Here is a 19650-nt window from a genome sequence, read left to right as displayed (position 1 = left end):
GTGGACCAGGCACTCGTCGATCGGACCTTCGGCTAAGCCGGGAAAAAACCCGGGCAGACCGAAATGTTCGATATACGAACTTGAATTCGCAGAATGAACAGATTACACCTGGCCGTCGGCGACGGTCAAGCCGACCGGGCGGTCGGCCAACCAGTTTGTGCGATCAGCGCGCAAGGTGACGCCGACACCCTCTGTGTAGGACAGAGCCGACATCACAATCGGCTCGCGCGGGATATGGTGCGACGCCGGCCCTGCCTATCGTTGAAGCAGAACAAGGCAGCGCCGCACAGCAGCCTCCGGACCACCCGGCTGAGCCGGCCTCGCCTGGCAACACACAAGAACGAGGAGCCCGTCATCATGGCCATCGCCAACGTCCCGTTTTCTTCCACGCCCCATGCAGCAGCGCTCGCGCGCATCCTGCATGTCACACGCAGTGCCTGGGCATTGGATCGTCACCCCGCCACACTGACTCCCGCATTGCCGCTATCGCGCCGCGCGCGCCTGGCCCGTTCGGCTGCCCGCGCGTTCGAGGCGCAGGTGATGGCGATCCGTTGCCGCCAGGCCGTCGTCGCCTGACCCTGCCCTTCTCCGTCTAGGCCGCTACCGGCACCCCGGTCAAAAGCACGCGACTGCCGCCCGTGCCGGGCCGCACTTCCAGCCGCACGTCGATGCGCTCGCGCAACTCGGTCACGTGCGAGATGATCCCGACCAGGCGCCCTGCCTGCTGCAGGTCGAGCAGCGTGCGCAGCGCGAAGTCCAGGCTTTCGGGATCCAGCGTGCCGAAGCCTTCGTCGACGAACAGCGTGTCGAGCTGGATGCCGCCCGCGCGCGACTGCACCACGTCGGCCAGGCCCAGCGCCAGCGACAGCGACGCGAGGAAACCTTCACCGCCTGACAGCGTATTGGCCGGGCGCGCCGCGCCGGTGTCGTGGTCGAACACTTCGATATCGAGACCGCCGGCGCTGCGCTGGTCGGCCTGCTCGCGCACACGCTGCAGCACATAGCGGCCGCGGCTCATCGCCAGCAGGCGCGCGGAGGCGGCTTCCAGCACCTCGTCTAGCAGCGTGGCCAGGACGAAGCGCTGGAACGTCATGCGGCGCGGGTTGTTGCCATTGGCCACTTCGGCCAGCCGGCCCAGCACGGCAAAGCGGGCTTCGATGTCGCGACCTGCCTGGTCCAGCTGCTGCAGCCGCTGCTGACATTGCAGCAGCGCGTCGCGGGAACGGGCGCGCTCGGCCTGCTGTCGCACCAGTTCTTCCACCATCGCCGCCGAAGCCGCCAGCGCCGCGCGCAGCCCATCCAGGTCAGGCGCATCGAGCGCTTGCGCGGCAGCTTCCGCGCGTTCGCGCCGGTCCGCGGCGGCGGCCAGCTGGCTATCGAACGTGCGCAGCATGGCGTCGAGCGCTTGCATCGCGTCATCGTCCAGGCAGGCGTCGGCGTGCGCCCGCGTATCGGCAAAGCCCTGCTGCGCGAGCGCCTGCGCCAAGGCCGCGTCGGCGTTGGCCAGGCGTTCGGCGCTCTGCGCCTGCGACTGCCGTGCCGACACCAGCGCGGCCTGCGCACCCGCATCCTCAGCTGCGGCCTGTCTTTCGGCGGCCTGCGCCGTGACCAACGCCTGCTCCAACCCTGCCAGCGCGGCCTGCGCCTGGCGCAGTGCCTCGTTCAGCGCTACCGGATCGCGCGAGTCCTCTGGGACCTGCGCGCTCTCGGCCTGCCATTCGCCGCGGCAGTGCGCCAGTGCCTGCGCGGCGGCATCGGCGGCGGCAACGGCATCGCGTTGCGCGGCTTCGGCGCTGTCGCGCGCCGCGCGCGAGGTCGCGATCGCGGCTTCGCGCTGCGCCAGGCTTGCCGCGGCCTGCCGCTGCTGTGCCAGCGCCGCTTGCCGCGCTTCGATGTCAGCGTTGACGCCGGCGGCCGCTGCCTCGCTGGCATCGCCCAGTGCGGCGGCCAGTTCTTCCAGCCGCTCGCGTGCCTGTGCGATCGCCAGTTGCGCGGCCTGGTGCTGGCCGGCACAGCGCACGGCATCGGCCTCCGCTTCCAGCAGAGCCTGGCGCGCGGCCTCCAGTGCCAGGTCCGACAGCGGCTGTGCTACGTGCCGGGCCGGCTCGGGATGCGCGGTGCTGCCGCAGACCGGGCAGGCATCGCCAGACGCCAGCGTCTGCGCCAGGCGCGCGGCCTGGCCGGCGCGCCACGCGGCTTCGGCTTCGGCCAGCGCGTTTCGGCAGCGGTCGCGCTGATGCAGCGCCTGCTGTTCGGCCTGCGCATGCCCGGCGGCCTGCGTGTTCGCGGCGTCCAGCGCATGCGCCGCCTGCCGGTACCGTTCGAATTGCCGCGCGCGCTCCTGCAGCGCGGCCAGCTGCAAGGCGGTTGCCTGTGCCTGCGCCGCGGCGAGCTGTGCCTGTCCCAGTGCCGATTCGGCGGCCACGGCGGCGGCGCGGCATGTCTCGACCTGCGCCAAGGCGCGCTCGCGTGCGGTGGCGGCGGTGGTTTGCCTGGCTTCGGCCTCGTGCAAGGCGCGCTGCAACGCCCCCAGCCGCTGCGCGCGCGGCAGCATTGCTTCCAGTTGCGTCACACGGCGCTGTGCGGCCTGGCGGACGTCGGCCTGCTGCACCTGCGCCTGCAAGGCCGCGGCGGCCTGCGTGGCTCGTTGGCCAGCGCGCGCGGCGTGTTCTGTCGCCTGCGCCAATGCCGCAGCGCCGGCGGCGTGATCGCGCTGCGCCGCCTGTGCGGCCTGCACCGACGGCATCACGCGCGCGGCGCGCTGGGCCGCCTGCAAGCGACCGCGCTGTTCGTCGATGGCGGGCTGCCGCGCCAGCAGCGCGGCATGGGCCGCTTGCGCCTGCTGGCGCTCCAGCAAGCGCGCGGCCACCTGCTCGCCCGCCGCAAGCGCGGCCTGCGCAGCGGCTTGCGCGGCGCGTGCGCCCTGCTCCTGGCCTTGCAGCGCCTGCAGCTCGGCCTGCATGGCCGCGATGCCGTCCGCCAACGCTTGTGCCGATTCCACGCCGGCCTGCCGCAACGCTTCGTCGCGCTGGATCGTGATGCGCTCGGCGTCGCGCCGGATGCCGGCGGCCTCGGTCTTCAGCAGCTCTTCCACGCGGCGGTACAGCTCGGTGCGGAACAGCCGTTCCAGGATGGCCTGCCGCGCCTGCGAGCTGGCGGTCAGCAGTTCGCGAAAGCGTCCCTGCGGCAGCACGATGACCTGGCGGAACTGCGCGCTGTCGAAACCCAGCAGGTCGCGCACGGCATCGCTGACCTTGCCCGGCTGGCTGGCCTTGCTGACCCAGCCGTTGCCGTCGTGCAGGTCCAGCTGCGCCCTGGCCGGCTCGGTGACCCAGCCCTCGCCGCGCTGTTTGGGCCGTTCCTGCACCGGCGAACGCACCACGCGCCAGCGCTGCGCGCCCAGGCTGAAGGTCAGCGTCACCTCGGTGCGCAAGCCCGCCGCCGCATTGGCGCTGCGCATCGCCTGCGCGCTGCGCTCGCCGCCGGAGGTGTCGCCGTACAGCGCAAAGCAGATGGCATCGAGCAGCGTGGTCTTGCCCGCGCCGGTGGGACCATGGATCAGCACGAAGGCCTGCTCGCCCAGCCGCGTGAAATCGATCTCCTCGGTCGCGGCAAAGGGGCCGAACGCCTGCAGCGTCAGGTGCAGCGGTCTCATGCCGACTCCCGTTCCGCCGCGGCGATGCCCGCCAGCACCTGGTCGAGCGCGGCACGCTGGTCCGGGTCCAGCTCGGCATCGGCCACCTCGCGGAAGAAACTGGCGAACAGCTCGCCGGTGCCCAGCTGGCGCAACTTGCGCCCCGCTTCCGACGCCATGCCGGTGCGCGCCAGCACCGTGCGCTCGATCGCGAGCGCGTTGGGATAGACCTGGCGCAGCCGGGCCATCGGGTCCAGCAGCGCGCCGGAATCGGTCAGGCGCGCGTGGATGTAGTCGTCGCGCCGCGGGTCCTCGGCACCGGCGACCAGCAACTGTGCCAGCTCGCCCTCGAGCACGCGCACGTCGCGCAGCGGCTGCAGCGTCAGCGGCGTGATGGCGACGGTCCCGTCCGCGTCCAGCTCGATGCGCGAGACGGACTTCTGGTGCGCGCATTCCGACAGCGAGTATTTCAGCAGCGAGCCAGCATAGTGGATGCGTCCGCCGCCCAGCGTCTGCGGCCGGTGCAGGTGGCCCAGCGCGACCAGATCGAAGCCGGCGAACAGCTCCGCGGCTACCGCGCCGCTGCCGCCCACCGACAGCGGCCGCTCCGATTCGCTGGCCGCGCCGCCCACCACGAAGGCATGGCCCACCACCACCGCGCGCACGCCCGGCGGATGGATCGCGCGGATGGCATCGAGCTGCGCGCGCAACGCGGCTTCGTGCGACGGCATGTCGGTGCCGGTCGCATCGCGCACCACGGCGGGCTCGGCATATGGCAACGCATAGACGCGGACTTCGCCGTGCGCATCGTGCAGGCTCACGCAACTGGCCTCGGCCAGCGTGCGGCCGGCCACGTGCAGGCCCTGCGCGCGCATCAGGCGCGCGCCGAATTCCAGCCGCTGGGCGCTGTCGTGGTTGCCCGCGATCATCACCACCGGCACGCCGGCATCGACCACGATGCGGCCGAGCACGTCGTCGAGCAGGGCCACCGCCTCGGGCGGCGGCACGGCGCGGTCATAGACGTCGCCGGCAATCAGCACCGCATCCGGGCGCTCGGCGCGGACCAGTTCGACAAACTGGTCGAGAAGGTGGGCCTGGTCTTCCAGCAGGCTGCGCGCATGGAAGAGGCGGCCGAGATGCCAGTCGGCGGTGTGAAGGAAACGCAATCCGGGATCCGTTGAAGTATCGGCGAAACCCGCATCATAATGCGTCGCAGGCCGCCACCTGTTCAGCACCGGTTCAGGCGGACGCGCGCATCATGGCCGCAGTCGCCCCTCGATCCCTCTCAACGGAGAACGCACATGAAACGCATCCTGACCACCACCACCCTCGCACTGGCGCTGGGCCTGGGCGCAGCCGGCGCCAGCGCCCAGTACACCGGGCCCTCCACAGTGCCCGTGATGACCGTCAAGGCGCTGCAGGCCGACGGCAAGGACGACCAGCAGGCCGTGCTGCGCGGCAAGATCGTCAGCAGCGTCGGCGACGAGCGCTACCTGTTCTCGGACGGCACCGGCCAGATCAAGGTGAAGATCAAGGCCAGGACCTGGCCCGCGCAGAAGCCGGTGGACGCGCAGACCACGGTGGAACTGGTCGGCGAATACGACAAGGAACTGATCGGCGAATCGCACTTCGACGTGAAGGAGATCCGCCTGCCCTGATGCGCGCGGCGCTCAGGCCGGCTCGGCCTCGCTGTCGGCGATCTGGTACTTGCGCATTTTTTCCCACAGCACCTTGCGGCTGATGCCCAGGCTGGCCGCCGTGTCCTGCCGCCGCCAGCCGTTGGCGTCGAGCGCGGCCAGGATGCGGCGCCGTTCTTCCATGTCGCCGCGCAGGTCGGCGCGCTCGCCGCCATCGAAGGCGCCCGGATGCAGCGCGCGGAACAGCGGCCGGATGCGCTCCTCGTCCCAGTGCCCGGTCTGCTGCACGGTGATGCCGACGCGCTCGGCCAGGTTGCGCAGCTCGCGCACGTTGCCGGTGAAGTAGGCGGTGCCGACCGCGCCCTTGAGCCAGTCCGGCATCGGCGGCAAGGCGTCATAGCCGGAGGCGCCCAGCATATGGCGCAGGAACGACTGCAGCAGCGCCACCTTGTCGGCCGGGCCGCGCTCTTCCAGGCTGGGGATGCGCATCTCGATCACCGCCAGGCGGAAGAACAGGTCGGCGCGGAAGCGCCCCTGCCGCACCGCATCGCGCAGGTCCTTGTTGGTCGCCGCGACCAGCCGGAAATCCAGCTTGACCGCCAGCGTCGAGCCCAGCCGGGTGATCACGTTCTCTTCCAGCACGCGCAGCAGCTTGACCTGCTGGAACAGCGGCAAGTCGCCGATCTCGTCGAGAAACAGCGTGCCGCCGTTGGCCTGCTCGAAGTAGCCGCGATGCGCGAACGAGGCCCCGGTAAACGCGCCCTTGGCGTGGCCGAAGAACTGCGACTCGAACAGCCCGTCGGGAATCGCGCCGCAGTTGACCGCGACGAACGGGCCCTTGCCGTAGGTGCCGTTGCGCTCATGGAACAGGCGCGCGATGCGCTCCTTGCCCGCGCCGGTTTCGCCGTACAGCATCACATTGCTGCCGAAGTCGGCAAAAGTTTCCACATGCTGCAGCAGCTGGCGCATCGCCGGCGAGCCGGCCACCAGGTCGGCCTCGCGCTCGCCGGTGGCCTCGGTGGCGAGCAGCTGCGGCAGCAGCTTGCCGATCTGGCTGCGCAGGTCGGCGCCGGTAAAGTCATCGGCGAGGATATGCGCGTACTCCGGCGGAAAGCGCCCCGGGTCGGTCTCGCGCCCCGGCCCGGCCACCCAGATCACCGGCATGCCATGCGCGGCCTCCCAGTCGAGCGAGAAGCGCGCGGCGCCGATCACCGACACGCTGATCACCGCGATGCACGGCTTCAGGCGCGGCTCGGCCGGCAAGGCCTCGAGCGCGCCGGCGCGGATTACGTCCACGCCCAGCGGCGCCAGGAAACGCGTGACGCGGTCGGCAATCTCGTACTTGCCTTCCCACACATAGACTTCAAGGTTTTCGTAGGCCCAGCGGTCTGTCTTCATTCTGTTTCTGCCATCAGGCGGTTTGGCGCGATCATGGCTCAGTACACCAGTTCAGCGTTGTTGCAATCGATGCTGTGGACCCAGAGGTCGGCGTTGCCGAGCCGGATGCCGAGACTTAGCAACAACGAAGTCAGCAACGTGTCTAGCGGAGCGATGACGGGCAAGAGAATTGCACTGAAGTCCATCGTCGGCAACACTTGCACTCCCATTACCTCTGGGGCGACTTTGAGTGCCAGCACCTGCGTGAGGATTCCGGTGAGCGGCGTGTCAGACTGCAGCGATTTGTGCCCGCCCGGTGCCAGCGCAACATCAGTTACTTCCTGGCCGATGCTGCGCGTCTTGGGATCATCAACGACAACGAGGTCTAGCAACGGTATGGTAAGAGCCGAGGCTTGACCTATAGAAACCTTAGAAGCTGTGCATTGATCCGTCATGCAAACCGTGAGTACGCTGGGCTTGACCTCCAGGATTGCCAGGCGGTCCTCGGGCCTGGCAGCGCACTGCAACGCCTTCAGGTTGGCTCGGGCTTTGCCTACGCTGATATGCAAGGGCAAGTTCAGCTTGATATTGGCTAGCGGTGCAAGCGCACCGACATTGATCTCCGCACTCACCTTCAGGCTGACTTGCGAGGTGTTTGCCGACGTCTGCCACGAACCGTCGGACAGTTGCCGTGCCGGCCCAACCGCGGTCACAGGTGGTGAGATTACCTTCAAGCTGGCCGTGGCGCCCCCCAGCCCGAGCGGTAGCGCCGGTACGGGCACCGTTGCCGACAGGGCGGCATTGGCACTGGCAACTTGTGCGCCCGCAAGAATCAGCTGTGCCACATTCAGCCCGACTTGTGCGGCGGATGAACCGGTCGGCGCGAGCAGATCCAGGTCGAGCAGTTGGTCAAGCCGCACTGTCGCCGCGGCAGCGCCGAGCTTCGCCGGCACATTCAACACCCAGGCGTCCACGACTCGATTTCGACCAGCTGCCTCAAGTATCAAGGCATAAAAATCCGCCAATGCCACTGTCGTGCCAAGCAGACCCTGAACGGTGCCGGCCTTCGCCTGGATCCGCAACTGGTCTAGCGTCACCGTCGTATTCAGCAACCCGTTCCAATCGATACTTGCAGCCAGTGCATTGCCTAAAAGTGGGGCCAGCACGCTCTTCGCCGTGTCGGCAGTCAACACGCCGGACCCCAGCGAGAATGAGGCCACCGGCGGGCTCCCACTGGCAACGGCTTCGGCATACAACTGTCGCCCGGCACCGCCCGGTAACACAAACAATATCGGCACTGTCTGCGTGGCCTGCACACGCACAGCATTGGGCGATTCCTTGTCGGCTGTATAGGTCGAAGTGAAATGACGAGGTGCGGCATTGACAGCCGGATCCCACATGCCCAGGCAAGCCATCATTGCATCAGCCTTGCCACCCGTAGCTTCGCCGCAACCCAACGCGCTGCCCGCCGGGTATCCGTTCTTCGCACTGATGTTGGCAACGGTACCGAGTACGGCGTTGTTCAGATTCGTTTGATCGGGGGTAGCCATCGTTGGGCTATCCGCCCGCTTGAGTTGCTGCGCCGCCGACATCGCCGCCAGGTCCACCATGTTCTGCAGCTGCCGCTGGCGCATGAACACATGGCCGACGTCGATCGACACCAGCGCGGCGATCGCCACGGTGGCGATCAGCACCGCCGCCATCACGCTGACGGCGCCGCGTGCGGAGCGACGGGTGCGGGGCACCGGCGGCTGGCGCAGGCTCATTTTCCGCCCAGCATCTGCCCGGCCGAGCCGGCGCGCGTGGTGCTGGCGTTGGCCTGGCCGGTGTAGAACTCGGGCAGCGCGAAGCGGAAGCTGTTCAGGTAACGCTCGTAGCCCAGCGCGGCCTGTTCGCCGTGCATCGGCAGCAGCGGTCCGGCCTGCGTGCCCTCGCGCTGGATCGCCAGGATCGTGCGGGTGTCGGCGCCGATCTCGCGCTGCGCGGGCCGCGCCGGCGGCATGCCGGCGGCTTCGGTCGGCGTGGCGTCGCCCTGCGCATGCGCAAGCGGGGTCAGCGCCCACGCGCAGAGTGCGATGCACGCGGCACCCTTTCGGATGGCAACAAGAAGATTGGCTGTCATGGTGTAGCGCCGGCTTGCGCGGCGATGGCGATTGGCTTGGCCACGACCGCCACGGCGGCGGGCGCGGAGACTGGCTTGGGCTGGCCCGGGCGCGCCGCGGCGCGGTCGCGCGCGGCGGCGGCGCGGGCGATGCGGTCGGCTTCCTTGCGGATCGCGCTGCGCGTGGGCTCAGGCAATGCGGCCTTCTGCATCATGGCGTTGGCCTGGGCACGCTTGCCATCGGCCATCAGCCACACCACGGCGTTGCTGATCACGCGTGGGTTGCGCGCGTCCAGCTCGAGCGCCTGCATCACCGGCACGCGCGCGTCCTGCAGCGCGCCGGCGCGCATCAGCGCATAGCCCAGGTCGCTGGCGATGCGGGCGTTGACCGGGTCCAGCGCGGCGGCGGCGCGCAATTCCGTGACCGCGCGCGCAAAGTCATCCTGGCGCCCGGCCAGCAGGCCAAGGCCGTGGTGCGCATGCGCGGCCTCCGCGCCCTTCGCGGTGGCCGCCAGCGCCTGGTAGGCCTCGATCGCGGCCTGGTCCTGTCCGGTTTCGCGCAGCGCATCGGCGCGCATCACCTGGATGTCCGGGCCAGTGCCGAAGCGCTGCACATAGACCTCGATATGCGCGAGCGAGGCAAAGTAAAGGCCGTCCTGCTGCATCTTGCGGATCAGGCCGAGGTAGACCGCCTGTTCGCTGTATTCTGCGCGCGCGGTCTTGTCGCGCAACTTCGCCAGTTCCACCTGGGCCTCGGCCTGCTCGCGCATGGCCGTGGCGCCGTTGTTGCCGGCGGCGCACCCCGACAGCGCGGCCAGCGCGGTCAGCAGCACGCACGCGGCCGGGCGCGCCATGAAACCCATCATCGCGTTCCTCCCATGTTTGCCAGCATGCGGATCACCCCGAGAAAGCCGGGGCCCGCGGTCAGGATCAGCAGCACCGGCAACAGGCTGACCACCATCACCGCGGTCATCTTGACCGTGAGGCGGCCGATCTCGTCCTTCATGCGCGACTTGCGCGCTTCCTGCATGCGCAGCCCGAACTGGCGCAGCGGCTCCTGTACCGCGCCGCCATGCTTGTCGACCTGCGTCAGCAGCGTGATCAGGCTCTTCAGGTCTTCGCTGTCGAACAGCCGGCCGATGCGCAGCAGGGTCTGCTCGCGCGAGCGGCCCGACGCGAACTGCTGGTTGGCGCGCGCCAGCTCCGGCCCCAGCACGCGCAGCATGCTGCCGAACTCGGCCACGATGACCTGCAGGCTCTGGTCGATCGACAAACCCACGCCCTGCAGCAACCGCAGCATGTCGATCAGCACCGGCAGCTCGTCGTCGACCATGCGCAGGCGCGCGGCGGCGCGGCGCCGCAGGTACCACTTGGGCGCCAGGTAGGCCACGGCGAAGGTGCCGAAGCCCCATGCCACCACCATGAAGGCACTGGCGCCGAGATGCCACAGCATCGCCAGCACCGACAAGGCCAGCGGCAGGCCCAGCCGCAGCACGCCGAACAGCACGCGCGCCTGCAGGCCATACCAGCCGCATTGCTCCAGCAGCTGCTGGTCTTCCGGCGTCACCACCGCGCGACCAAGGCGCGATTCCAGCCAGTGGGCATCGAAGCGCTCGCCCACGCGCGCACCCAGCTGGGCGCCGAGCGCGGTGGCAACGCCGGACGCTGCCGCAGGGGTCGCGGCGTGGGCCGCCGCGCGCGCGCCCGCGGTACCCGGCACGCCGGGCACGCCCTGCGCACGCGGTGCGGCAGCGGGCGCGGCCTGGGCGGCCTGTGCGTTCTGCGCGGCTTCCATTGCGCGCTGGCGCGCCAGCGCGGCGTCGATGGTACGGGTCGACAGCCGACGCTGGCGCCAGTCGCGCAGCAGCGGCAAGGCCAGCACGCCGACACCGCAGGCGGCGATGAGCAGGCTCAGCGAGATCAGCGTCAGGCGGTCCATGGGGGCGATGTCATCGTTGCCTTCAGATCGACTTGGCCAGCCGGTACAGCATCAGCGCCCCGGCGACTTCCAGCGCCGCGGCCGACAGCAGCATGGTCTTGCCGGTGGGGTCCTTCCACATCATCAGGATGTAGCCCGCGTTCAGCGTGAACAGGCCGCCGGCCACCACCAGCGGCAGCAGGCCCAGCACCCAGGCCGACAGCCGGGTCTCGGCCGACAGCGCCATCAGCTCGCGCTGCGCCTGCTCGCGGTCGCGCATGAAGGTGGCGGTGCGCTCCATCACCACGTCGGCGCGGCCACCGTAGCGCACCGACAGGCGCAGCACCGAAGCAACCAGCACCAGTTCCTCGACCTTGTAGGCGCGCCCCACCTGCAGCACCGCCTGGTCCAGCTCCTTGCCGGCGCGCTGCAGGTGCACCGCCTGCACCAGGCACTGGCGCAGCGGGGCCTCGGTATTGGCGATGGAATTCTGGAACGCGGCCGGCACGCTGCTGCCGATGGTCATCAGCCGCACCACGCCATCCAGGAAGCCGGGCAGCTGCGACAGCAGCTTCTTGTGCAGCCGGCGCACGCGGTGCCAGGCCGCGCACGCCGTCACCGCGAGCGCCACGACCAGCGCCGACACCGCGCCCAGCCATTGCCCCGCCACCGCACCGGCGAGCGTGCACAGCACCAGCGGAGACAGCCACAGCAGCGCAGTGCGGCGCGTCGGCGCCAGGTCGGCGCGGCGCAGAAAGTCGTCCCAGCGCCGGCGCAGGTCGCGCGCCGGCAGCTGCAGGGACGGGTCGGGCGCCTGCGTGTAGCGCATCCGCACCTGCTCGGTCTGCGCCTGCAGGAACGCCTGCTGCTGTTCGCGGCGCGCGCGCGACTGCGCGCCGGCGAGCAGCAGCAGCCCCAGGCCGGTGATGACCAGGGCGAGCGCGGCGAGCAGCAGCGTGGCGCTAGACATCGAAGCGGTCATCCAGCATGAAGCCCGGGGCGCGCATGCGCGCCAGCTTCGGCGAATGCGGCAGCAGGCCCAGCGACAGCCAGCGGTCGGTCTCGGTGCCGTCGGGGTTGACGAACGGCTCGTGCCGGTACAGCTCCTGGGTCGAGATGATGTTGTCGCCCAGGCCGGTGACCTCGGTGATCGAGACGATGCGGCGCTTGCCGTTGGACAGCCGCGCGATCTGCACGATGAAGTCGATCGCGTTGGCGATCTGGCGCCGCAGGCTCATCTCGCTGCCCTGGAAGCCGGCGAAGCCGGCCAGCATCTCGAGCCGGTACAGGCATTCGCGCGGGCTGCTGGCGTGGATGGTGCCCATCGAGCCGTCGTGGCCGGTGCTCATGGCCTGCAGCATTTCCAGCACCTCGCCGCCGCGCACTTCGCCGACGATGATGCGGTCCGGGCGCATGCGCAGGCTGTTGCGCAGCAAGTCGCGGATCGACACTACGCCGGTGCCCTCGAAGCCGCCAGGACGGCTTTCCAGCCGCACCACGTGTGGATGGTTCAGCGCCAGCTCGGCGGTATCCTCGATGGTAATGACGCGCTCGGTAGGCGGCACGAAGGTGGCCAGCGCATTGAGCAGCGAGGTCTTGCCGGAGCTGGTGCCGCCGCTCACCAGGATATTGCAGCGCGCCTGCACCGCGGCCTGCAGCAGGTCGCAGATCTCGGGGCTCATGGTGCCCAGCGCCTGCAGGTCGGCGGGCGTCATCGGGTCCTTGCGGAACTTGCGGATCGACACCACCGGGCCTTCCAGCGCCAGCGGCGGGATCACCACGTTGATGCGGCCGCCGTCGGGCAGGCGCGCGTCGACCATCGGGTTGGACTCGTCCAGGCGCCGGCCGATCGGCGCCAGGATGCGGCGCACGATGCGCAGCAGGTGGCCGCTGTCGGCAAAGCGCACCGGGATGCGTTCGAGCACGCCATGGCGCGACACGTACACGTCCAGGTGGCCGTTGACCAGGATGTCTTCGACCGCGGGATCGTTGAGCAGGTCCTCGATCGGGCCGAAACCGGCCAGCTCCTTGGTCAGCGCCTCGGCGATCTGGCGCAGCTCGGCCTCGTTGATGGGAATGCGCCGCAGCCGCGTAAAGCTCTCCAGCTCCAGGTCGACGAAGCGCTGGATCGCGGTGCGCGACCAGCGCCCGAACTCGGCGCCCAGTTCTTCGATGCGCGTCAGCAGGTGCTCGTGCGCGGCTTCCTTGATGTTGTGGAACTCCTGCGACACCGGGAACGGTGCGGGGGCGTTATCGGAGAATTCGATCGCTTGGGTCATGTCAGCTTCCAGTGCGAGCCGTGCGCGCGCCGCGCGCTACCAGCGCTGCGCGCAGCGCCCCGGGCAGTTTGTCCTTGATCCGCGCCAGCAGCGTGGCGTCCCTGGCCGCGGCGGTGCGGTAGCCCAGCCGTGCCAGCAGCTCGGCCAGCGCGCGCACATAGGGGCAGTGCGGGTCGTCGTCGGCCAGCACCGCGCCGCGGTTCATCGCCAGCACCAGCGCCTCGCGGCTGTCCGGCAGCGTCGCCACCGACTCCACGCCCACGCGCCGCGCGATCTGCGCGGCATCGACGCCGAGGCGCGCGTCGAAGCGCGACACCAGCAGGTGCAGGTCGTCGCGCTCGACTTCGCGCGCGCGCAGTTCATGCACCAGCTCCGCCGCCGACACGATCGCGCCCACGCTCTGGTCCGCCACCAGCACCACGCTGTCGGCGGCCTTGACGATCTGCGCGGTGAACTCGGCATTGCCGAAGCCGCCCAGGTCGACGATCTGCAGGTCGAAGAACGCGCGCAGGCGCTCGAGCAGGCCAATCGCATCGGCGTACGAGATGTCGCGCAGCTCGCTCAGCGCGGCCGGCAGCGGCAGCACGCATACGCCGTTGCCGTGGCGCGTCAGCGCGGTCTGCACGAAGACCTGGTCGAAGCGGCGCAGGTTGCGCACCGCCTCGACGAAATGGAAGCCCGGGCTCAGGTTCAGGTAGAGCGCGCCGTCGCGCGCCGGCAGGCCCAGGTCGGTCAGCAGCACTTCGGCGCGGGCATCGGTCTTGGCGTGGCGCGGCAGGTGGCGGCGCGCCGCCGCGGCCAGGTTGACCGCCAGGCTGGTCACGCCCACGCCGGCGCGCGCACCCAGCAGCGCGACGATCTTGCCCTGGCGCGCAGCCTCGGCCGGACGCACCTGCTCGCCCGGTACCGCCAGGCGCTTGACCACGGCCTCGGCTTCGGCCGGCGCGTCGCGCAGGTCGATGAAGTCCTTTACGCCCGCGCGCAGCGCGGCCAGCATCACGCCGGGCTCGCCGGCATGGCCCACGGCCACCAGCGGCAGGCCGGGGAACAGCCGCTGCAGCTGCTCGGCCAGCCGCGCCGACGGCGCCGCGAGTTCCGCCGAGAAATGCAGGAACACCAGGCCCGGGCGCAGCTCGGAGACGCGCTCGATAAAGCCTTCCTGGGCGCCGCCATCGGCTACCAGCGTGCCGAGCGCGCCGATGACCTTCCCCAGCCAGTCCCTGACTTCGCCCTGCGTTGCGTGCAACAGAAAATAGTCCATCTCTCCGCCTCAAAGCTGTTGGCCATGCCAGCCGGCATGGCCGGCGGCTATTTCGAGAAACCCGGCAAAGTCGGGTCCGCGTACTCACCCATCACATACCAGCCCCACACATTGGGGCTGGCACTGGTGCGGCCATCGGCCCCGACGGCCTGCGCCGCCGGCGCGTTCTTCGCCATCGGCTTCACCAGGCGCGGCGTGACGACGATCATCAGCTCACGGTCCTCCTGGTGGAAATTCAGGTTCTTGAAGAACACGCCGATCACCGGCAGGTCGCCCAGCACCGGCACCTTGTTGACGTTGCTGACGGTGTTGCGGCTGACCAGCCCGCCGATCACGAAGCTTTCTCCATCGCCCAGCTCGACCGTGGTGTCGGCGCGGCGCGTGACGATGGCCGGCACCACCGCGCCGTTGATCGAGATGCCGCGCGACGGGTCGAGGTCGCTGGCCTCGGGCGCCACCTTCAGCGCAATGCGGTCGGCCGACAGCACCGTGGGCGACACCGTCAGCCCGATGCCGAACGGCTTGAACTGGATCGTGGTGGTGCCCAACGCCTGCGGCACCGGGATCGGGATCTCGCCGCCGGCGAGGAAGCTGGCGCTCTGCCCCGACAGCGCCACCAGGCTGGGCTCGGCCAGCACGCGCGCCAGGCCGTTGGCTTCCAGCAGGCTGATGTTGGCGAAGATGCCGTGCGTGAGCGACGCCGCCACCAGGTTGAAGGCATTGCTCATCGGCGACGCGATATCGGCGCTGAAGCTGCCGGGCGCGCCGCCGCTACCCGGCGTGAAGGTGAACTTGTTCAGCGTCGACGGCGAGAACGTGCCGAAGGCGAACCCGGAGTTGTTGCGGAAGAAGTTGATGCCGACTTCCTTGAGCACGGTCTTGCTGATCTCCACCACCTTGACGTCGACCTGCACGGTGCCGCTCAGCGGCACGGTGGAGCGGTCCACCACCAGGCCCGGCTTGCCGTCGGTCTTGCCCGCGGTGGCCGCACGCGCCGCCGCCTGCGCGCGCGCGGCGCCATAGGCGTCGGGCGACTGCCCGGTGATGGTGGCGCCGGCGGCCGAGTAGCCCAGCTGCGCGCCGTTGGCATCGGGCGCGATGGCATCGACCTGCACGCTGTAGCTCTGCGGCTCGGCGCTGCCGCGCGTCCACACCATCACGTCGGTCACGCCAGGCTGCTTGGCCACCAGCAGCACGCTGGGCGCGCCGCGGGTGCGCAGGATCAGCGCATCGGCCACCGCGGGGTTGCCCACGGCGACGCGCTCGACCGGCTGCGCGCTGCGCAGTTCCTTCTGCGCGCCGGCCATCAGGCGCAACTGCCGCGCGGTGGCGGCGTCCTGCGCCTGCGCGCGCGGCGCCAGCGCGCACCATGCGGTGGTGGCGATGATGGCGGCAAGCGTGAGCTGCATCAGCCGGCGGCGCAGCGTCACGGCATGGGCGGGTGTGTTCTGGATTGGCATGCGATGGGCGCCCACGTTCTTATTCGATGTCGCGCTTGCCGGCGCGGATCACTTCCACGCCAGCGCGTTCCCTGGCTTGTGCCGGCGCCGGCGGCGCGGCCACCTGCAGCGGCCGCGGCGCCGGCGCTGCCGCCGGTGCGCGCGCAGCCGGCGCGCCGTTGCTGGCGGCCAGCCCGGACAACAGCACGCCGGCGGTGGCCTTGTCGGTGGCGGCGCGCGCTGCGTCGGCGGGGGCGCCGGCGCGTGCGGCGAGCGCGGGCGGCGGCTCGGCAAACATGCCGTCGCTCGGCATGGCTTCGTCCTGCGGATTGCGCAGCGCCAACATCAGGCGCCCGGACTGCTGCGCCATCGCCAGCCGGCTGACCTGCTCCAGCGGCACCGACAGCACCGCGGTCTTGGCGCCTTCCTGGCGTGCCATCATCTGTTCCGGCTTGACCGCCTGCGGCCGGTTGACCGAGGCCACGCCGTAGGCCAGCACGCGCAGGCGCGACAGCAGCATGCGCGCCTGGCTGTCGGGGATTTCCTGCTGGTCGCGCCGCAGCACCAGGAATACATCGACATAGTCGCCCGGCTGCACCTGGTTGCCGACGCCGATGACTTCATCGACCGACACCGCCACCGCGCGCTCGCCTTCCGGCACCTGTGCGGCCAGGCCGGACAGCAGCTGGCTTTCCAGCACCGGCACATTGGCGCCCAGCGCCACCAGCGGCACCTGCCCGGTCACGCGCGCCACGTCGCGGTAGGCGCCGGCGGGATCGATCGGCAGCATCTCCACCTTGAGCGCCTCGGCATCGAGGGGCTTGCCGGCTTCCGCGGGGCGCGTGGTGACCACCACGGGGTGCAGCGGCCTGGCGCCTGCCGATGTCTCGGGCTGGGCCGGCTGGCGTCCCACCTGCCACGCCAGCAGCGCCAGCAGCAGGGCCAGGCCCAGCAGCACGATGGCCAGTAATCGGATCTGCTTGCTGGTCATGCGGAAATCCTTGGTTCGGGCATGGGGCAGTTGGTCATGCGCATCAGATATCGGGAGAGAGCTGGACCATGGCCGAACCCGACAGCGCGGCCGGCAGCGGCACCATCGGCACCGCGGGCATGATGTTGGTGGTGGTCAGGGTCAGCGTGACCTGCACGCAGACGTCGGCCGAGCCGGCCGCGCACGGCACGGCCGCGGCGACGCCGGCGGCGGGAATCAGGTCACGAATGGATGCGGGCAAGGTGCCGCGCGCCATCGCGGCCGCGGCATCGACACGTGCCTGCTGCGTGGCTGCAAGGCTGGTGCCGGAAACCCCTGCGGGATAGCGCAGCGCGGCGCGTGCGCCTTCCTCGGCGGCCAGCGTCAGCACCTGCTGCAGCGCCAGCATCACGCCGTAATAGACGATGCCGATCACGATGGTGACCAGCACCGGCGCCACGATGGCAAATTCGATCGCGGCGCTGCCGGCACCGTGGCGGCGCCGGCTGGTTTTCCTGTTGACCCTTGCGTGCAGCAACATCTGAAACCCCGGTCTCTTGGTGTTCCGCCGCGCCGACCGGCGGCGCGGCCTGCTGGCCTCAAGCCATTCGGGCTATTGGCCTGCAGCCATCCAGAACAGCACCCCCACGGCCAGGTACGCCGCATACGGGATGCCGCGCGCCGGCGAAAACTGCGCCGTTGGAAGGGACTGGTCCTGGGAATGCAAAGCGTGATCCGCGGCCGGCGTGCGGCGCGCCAGTGCCAGCGCCAGCAGCGCGTGCACCAGCCCGAGCAGGCTGCCGACGACCCATGCCACCACCAGCCCTTGCGGACCGGTGAACAACCCCGCCACCGTCAGGAACTTGACATCGCCCGCGGCCATGCGCCCGAGGGCGTAGACCGGTAAGGTGACGGCAAGACCCAGCCCCGCGCCGGTCAGGCGCGCGGCCAGCGGCGGTTCCGTAGCCTGTCCGGCGATCAGTGCCAGCCCGAGGGCCAGCACGGCGATCGCCAGCAGGAGATTCGGAACCCGCCGGTAAGCGAAGTCTGTGTAGAGGGTCGCCGCGCAGAGGAGCGCGGCAATCACGACGGTCTTCTGCTTTCGACCAGTTACTTAAACCAGCCCGAAATTTTGACCGATAGTCGTTCGTAACTCAGGTTGAGTTCGTCACCAAGCTTGCCGGCGCCGACAGTAAGCCCAAGGGCAATGAGTCCCACGATCAGCCCATATTCAATAGCCGTCGCCCCGCGCTCATCTTTAATAAAGCGTGCAATGAGTCGTTTCATGATTTTTGACACTCCCGAGTGATCTGATGATGCCGCGATCACGCTTCCCCCGTTCGATTATCACGGTGCTCTGTGGCCCGCTCTTTTATCGACTTTTCACGCTTGCTGCGCTTTTTTTATAAGACATGGTATGTCTCAACCATACCCCTCCCTCGGGTGATAGTAATGACCCGAAGGGGTTAAAGCACCCGTTTGAAACGACCCGGCACGCCCCGGATCGCAGCTTGTTAAAGAGCATGCGGGCCGGCGTAAACCGGCCCGCAGCCTGGCCATGCCGGCATTTCAGCCGCGCGGCCAGGTGGAATAAAAAGATGCGCTGCGACGGGGTGATGAGCGACAGCGCACCGTGAAAACACCTATGCGGGTTGAGACATTTCAGTGGTGGAGCAGTCCGCCCAGGATCGGCAGTTGCGGCTTGCCGTCGCCACCGCCAGAGCCGCCACCGGCGCTGCCGCCGACACCGCTCTTGATGCCGCCGACCAGACCCGTGACCGGCGCCAGCAGCGCACCGACCGGGCCCAGCGCACCGCCGCCACCGGCACCGCCATCGCCGCTGCCGGGCTTGACCAGCGGCAGGCTGCCGAGCAGGCCGCCGAGCGCATTGCCGCCGTGGCCGCCATCGCCGCCCTGGCCGTTGCCGGCACCGGCCAGCGGCAGGTTATTCAACAAGCCCCCCAGCGGGTTGCCGCCGGTCTGGCCATTGCCGTTGACCAGCACGCCGACCGCGGCAACGGTCTTGCCGGCCTCGGTCACCACGCCGCCAAGCGGTGAGACCACCGGGGCCTGCGTATTGCTGAGCATGCTGCCGCCCGTGGCCACCGTATTGCCGACCTTGTAGAGCAGACCGTCGACAGGAGCGCCGAGGCGCGTGGCGGCGCCCAGCGTCTGGGTGCCGTCGGTGACCTTGCTGGTCAGCGGCACGATGACCTTGCTGAGCGAGTTGGTGACCTGTGCGACGGCGCCATCGGACAGCACCGTCTGCAGCTTGTCGCCGCCGCCTTGCACCACCGTGCCGACCTTCTTGACCAGGCCGCCCACCGGCGTGGTCAGCGGTGCCAGCGGCGCCAGCTTCTCGGTGCCCAGGCCCTTCACCAGCGCGCCGCCGCTGACCACGGCGTCGCCCACTTCGCGCACCACGTTGCCGGTGCTGGACACGGTCACGCCGACCGGGTTGTCGACCGAGCCCATCTGCCCGAGCCCGTCGCGCACGCCGGCGCCGAGCGCGCCGACTGCTTCACCTGCATTGACCACCACGCCGCCCGCGCCCTTGCGTGCGTCGGTGGGCAGCAACGGCAGCGGTGCGTCCTGGATCGACCTGCCGATCTCGCTGACGGCATTGCCTGCCGACACCACGGTGTTGCCCGCGCCTTCGGTGACCTTGCCGGTCGGCGTGGTCTGGGCTGCGGCCGGCGGCGGCGGCGTGACCGGCGTATCGGCGCCACCGCCGCTGGGCTGCGGATTGGCGCCGCTGCCGCCGCCGCTCGACGAGCAGCCCGACATCAGCAAGGCAAGGGCGGCCATGCCGGCCGCAGCCAGCGAGGTCATGGATAGCGGTGCGGGATGCTTGGTCTTCATTGTCCTTCTCCTGTCTGGTTGGCCACGGCGCTGCCGGGCCGTCTTTTCTTGTGAACCGCATGGAATGCCGACGAGCCCCCCCGGTGTCCCGCTTTGTGGCACCTGCCTGCCATCCCCATCAGTCATGGCAACACGGTGGCACGCGAAATCGTCGGCGCGTCGGGAGAGCAAA

18 protein-coding genes are annotated in these 19650 nt (G+C 69.7%); 2 read left to right on the top strand and 16 right to left on the bottom strand.

Annotated elements, in window-relative coordinates:
* Positions 1–357 precede the first annotated feature (357 nt).
* Positions 358–576: a hypothetical protein gene (locus C7416_RS25695; protein WP_111521498.1), complete on the top strand. Its 219-nt coding sequence runs from the start codon at positions 358–360 to the stop codon at positions 574–576.
* A 16-nt stretch (positions 577–592) separates the two neighbouring features.
* Here C7416_RS25695 and C7416_RS25690 read toward each other — a convergent pair whose 3' ends face one another.
* On the bottom strand, positions 593–3655 hold the full coding sequence (locus tag C7416_RS25690; protein WP_111521497.1) for an AAA family ATPase: 3063 nt from the start codon (positions 3653–3655) through the stop codon (positions 593–595).
* Positions 3652–4800 carry an exonuclease SbcCD subunit D gene (locus tag C7416_RS25685; RefSeq protein ID WP_111521496.1) on the bottom strand — a complete coding sequence of 383 codons (1149 nt, stop codon included), beginning with the start codon at positions 4798–4800 and terminating at the stop codon, positions 3652–3654. The genes C7416_RS25690 and C7416_RS25685 overlap by 4 nt, the downstream gene beginning before the upstream one ends.
* 135 nt (positions 4801–4935) lie before the next feature.
* Between C7416_RS25685 and C7416_RS25680 the strand changes: the two genes are divergently transcribed.
* Positions 4936–5292, top strand: coding sequence for a YgiW/YdeI family stress tolerance OB fold protein (locus C7416_RS25680; RefSeq protein ID WP_111521495.1), 357 nt, complete (start codon positions 4936–4938; stop codon positions 5290–5292).
* A gap of 12 nt (positions 5293–5304) precedes the next feature.
* Here the strand turns inward: C7416_RS25680 and C7416_RS25675 are convergent, their stop codons facing one another.
* The 14 genes from C7416_RS25675 to C7416_RS25610 all read right to left on the bottom strand — a co-directional run bounded on the left by C7416_RS25675 (position 5305) and on the right by C7416_RS25610 (position 19478).
* Entirely contained in the window at positions 5305–6669 is a 1365-nt protein-coding gene (locus C7416_RS25675; RefSeq protein WP_111521494.1) for a sigma 54-interacting transcriptional regulator, read from the bottom strand.
* Positions 6670–6707: 38 nt separating this feature from the next.
* Positions 6708–8414, bottom strand: coding sequence for a TadG family pilus assembly protein (locus tag C7416_RS25670; RefSeq protein WP_111521493.1), 1707 nt, complete (start codon positions 8412–8414; stop codon positions 6708–6710).
* Positions 8411–8770: a DUF3613 domain-containing protein gene (locus C7416_RS25665; protein WP_111521492.1), complete on the bottom strand. Its 360-nt coding sequence runs from the start codon at positions 8768–8770 to the stop codon at positions 8411–8413. The genes C7416_RS25670 and C7416_RS25665 overlap by 4 nt, the downstream gene beginning before the upstream one ends.
* Positions 8767–9615 (bottom strand): tetratricopeptide repeat protein, encoded by an 849-nt coding sequence (locus C7416_RS25660; protein ID WP_111521491.1) that lies wholly within the window; start codon positions 9613–9615, stop codon positions 8767–8769. The genes C7416_RS25665 and C7416_RS25660 overlap by 4 nt, the downstream gene beginning before the upstream one ends.
* Positions 9612–10688, bottom strand: a complete 1077-nt coding sequence (locus tag C7416_RS25655; RefSeq protein WP_111521490.1) for a type II secretion system F family protein — start codon at positions 10686–10688, stop codon at positions 9612–9614. Before C7416_RS25655 ends, C7416_RS25660 begins: the two co-directional genes overlap by 4 nt.
* A gap of 22 nt (positions 10689–10710) precedes the next feature.
* The gene (locus C7416_RS25650) at positions 10711–11637 is read right to left on the bottom strand and encodes a type II secretion system F family protein (protein WP_025582895.1); all 927 of its coding nucleotides are present in this window, start codon (positions 11635–11637) and stop codon (positions 10711–10713) included.
* A complete protein-coding gene (locus tag C7416_RS25645; RefSeq protein WP_111521489.1) occupies positions 11630–12946 on the bottom strand; it encodes a TadA family conjugal transfer-associated ATPase in 1317 nt (438 codons plus the stop codon). The genes C7416_RS25650 and C7416_RS25645 overlap by 8 nt, the downstream gene beginning before the upstream one ends.
* A gap of 1 nt (position 12947) precedes the next feature.
* The gene (locus C7416_RS25640; RefSeq protein ID WP_111521488.1) at positions 12948–14207 is read right to left on the bottom strand and encodes a CpaE/TadZ family protein; all 1260 of its coding nucleotides are present in this window, start codon (positions 14205–14207) and stop codon (positions 12948–12950) included.
* 47 nt (positions 14208–14254) lie between these two features.
* Complete coding sequence (locus C7416_RS25635) at positions 14255–15667, bottom strand: type II and III secretion system protein family protein (RefSeq protein ID WP_111521487.1); 1413 nt, start codon at positions 15665–15667, stop codon at positions 14255–14257.
* Between the two features lie 19 nt (positions 15668–15686).
* A complete protein-coding gene (gene cpaB / locus C7416_RS25630) occupies positions 15687–16637 on the bottom strand; it encodes a Flp pilus assembly protein CpaB (RefSeq protein ID WP_111521486.1) in 951 nt (316 codons plus the stop codon).
* Positions 16638–16680: 43 nt separating this feature from the next.
* Positions 16681–17157, bottom strand: coding sequence for a TadE/TadG family type IV pilus assembly protein (locus C7416_RS25625; protein ID WP_111521485.1), 477 nt, complete (start codon positions 17155–17157; stop codon positions 16681–16683).
* A 72-nt stretch (positions 17158–17229) separates the two neighbouring features.
* Positions 17230–17703, bottom strand: coding sequence for an A24 family peptidase (locus C7416_RS25620; protein ID WP_111521484.1), 474 nt, complete (start codon positions 17701–17703; stop codon positions 17230–17232).
* Between the two features lie 23 nt (positions 17704–17726).
* Entirely contained in the window at positions 17727–17903 is a 177-nt protein-coding gene (locus C7416_RS25615) for a Flp family type IVb pilin (protein WP_012355044.1), read from the bottom strand.
* 375 nt (positions 17904–18278) lie between these two features.
* Positions 18279–19478 (bottom strand): collagen-like triple helix repeat-containing protein, encoded by a 1200-nt coding sequence (locus C7416_RS25610; RefSeq protein WP_111521483.1) that lies wholly within the window; start codon positions 19476–19478, stop codon positions 18279–18281.
* Between the last annotated feature and the right edge of the window lie 172 nt (positions 19479–19650).

Source organism: Cupriavidus phytorum (assembly GCF_003254285.1).
In the GTDB taxonomy this organism is placed as follows: domain Bacteria; phylum Pseudomonadota; class Gammaproteobacteria; order Burkholderiales; family Burkholderiaceae; genus Cupriavidus; species Cupriavidus phytorum.
Note: the sequence above shows the minus strand (reverse complement) of the source record. Positions and strands in the feature narration are given on the sequence as shown.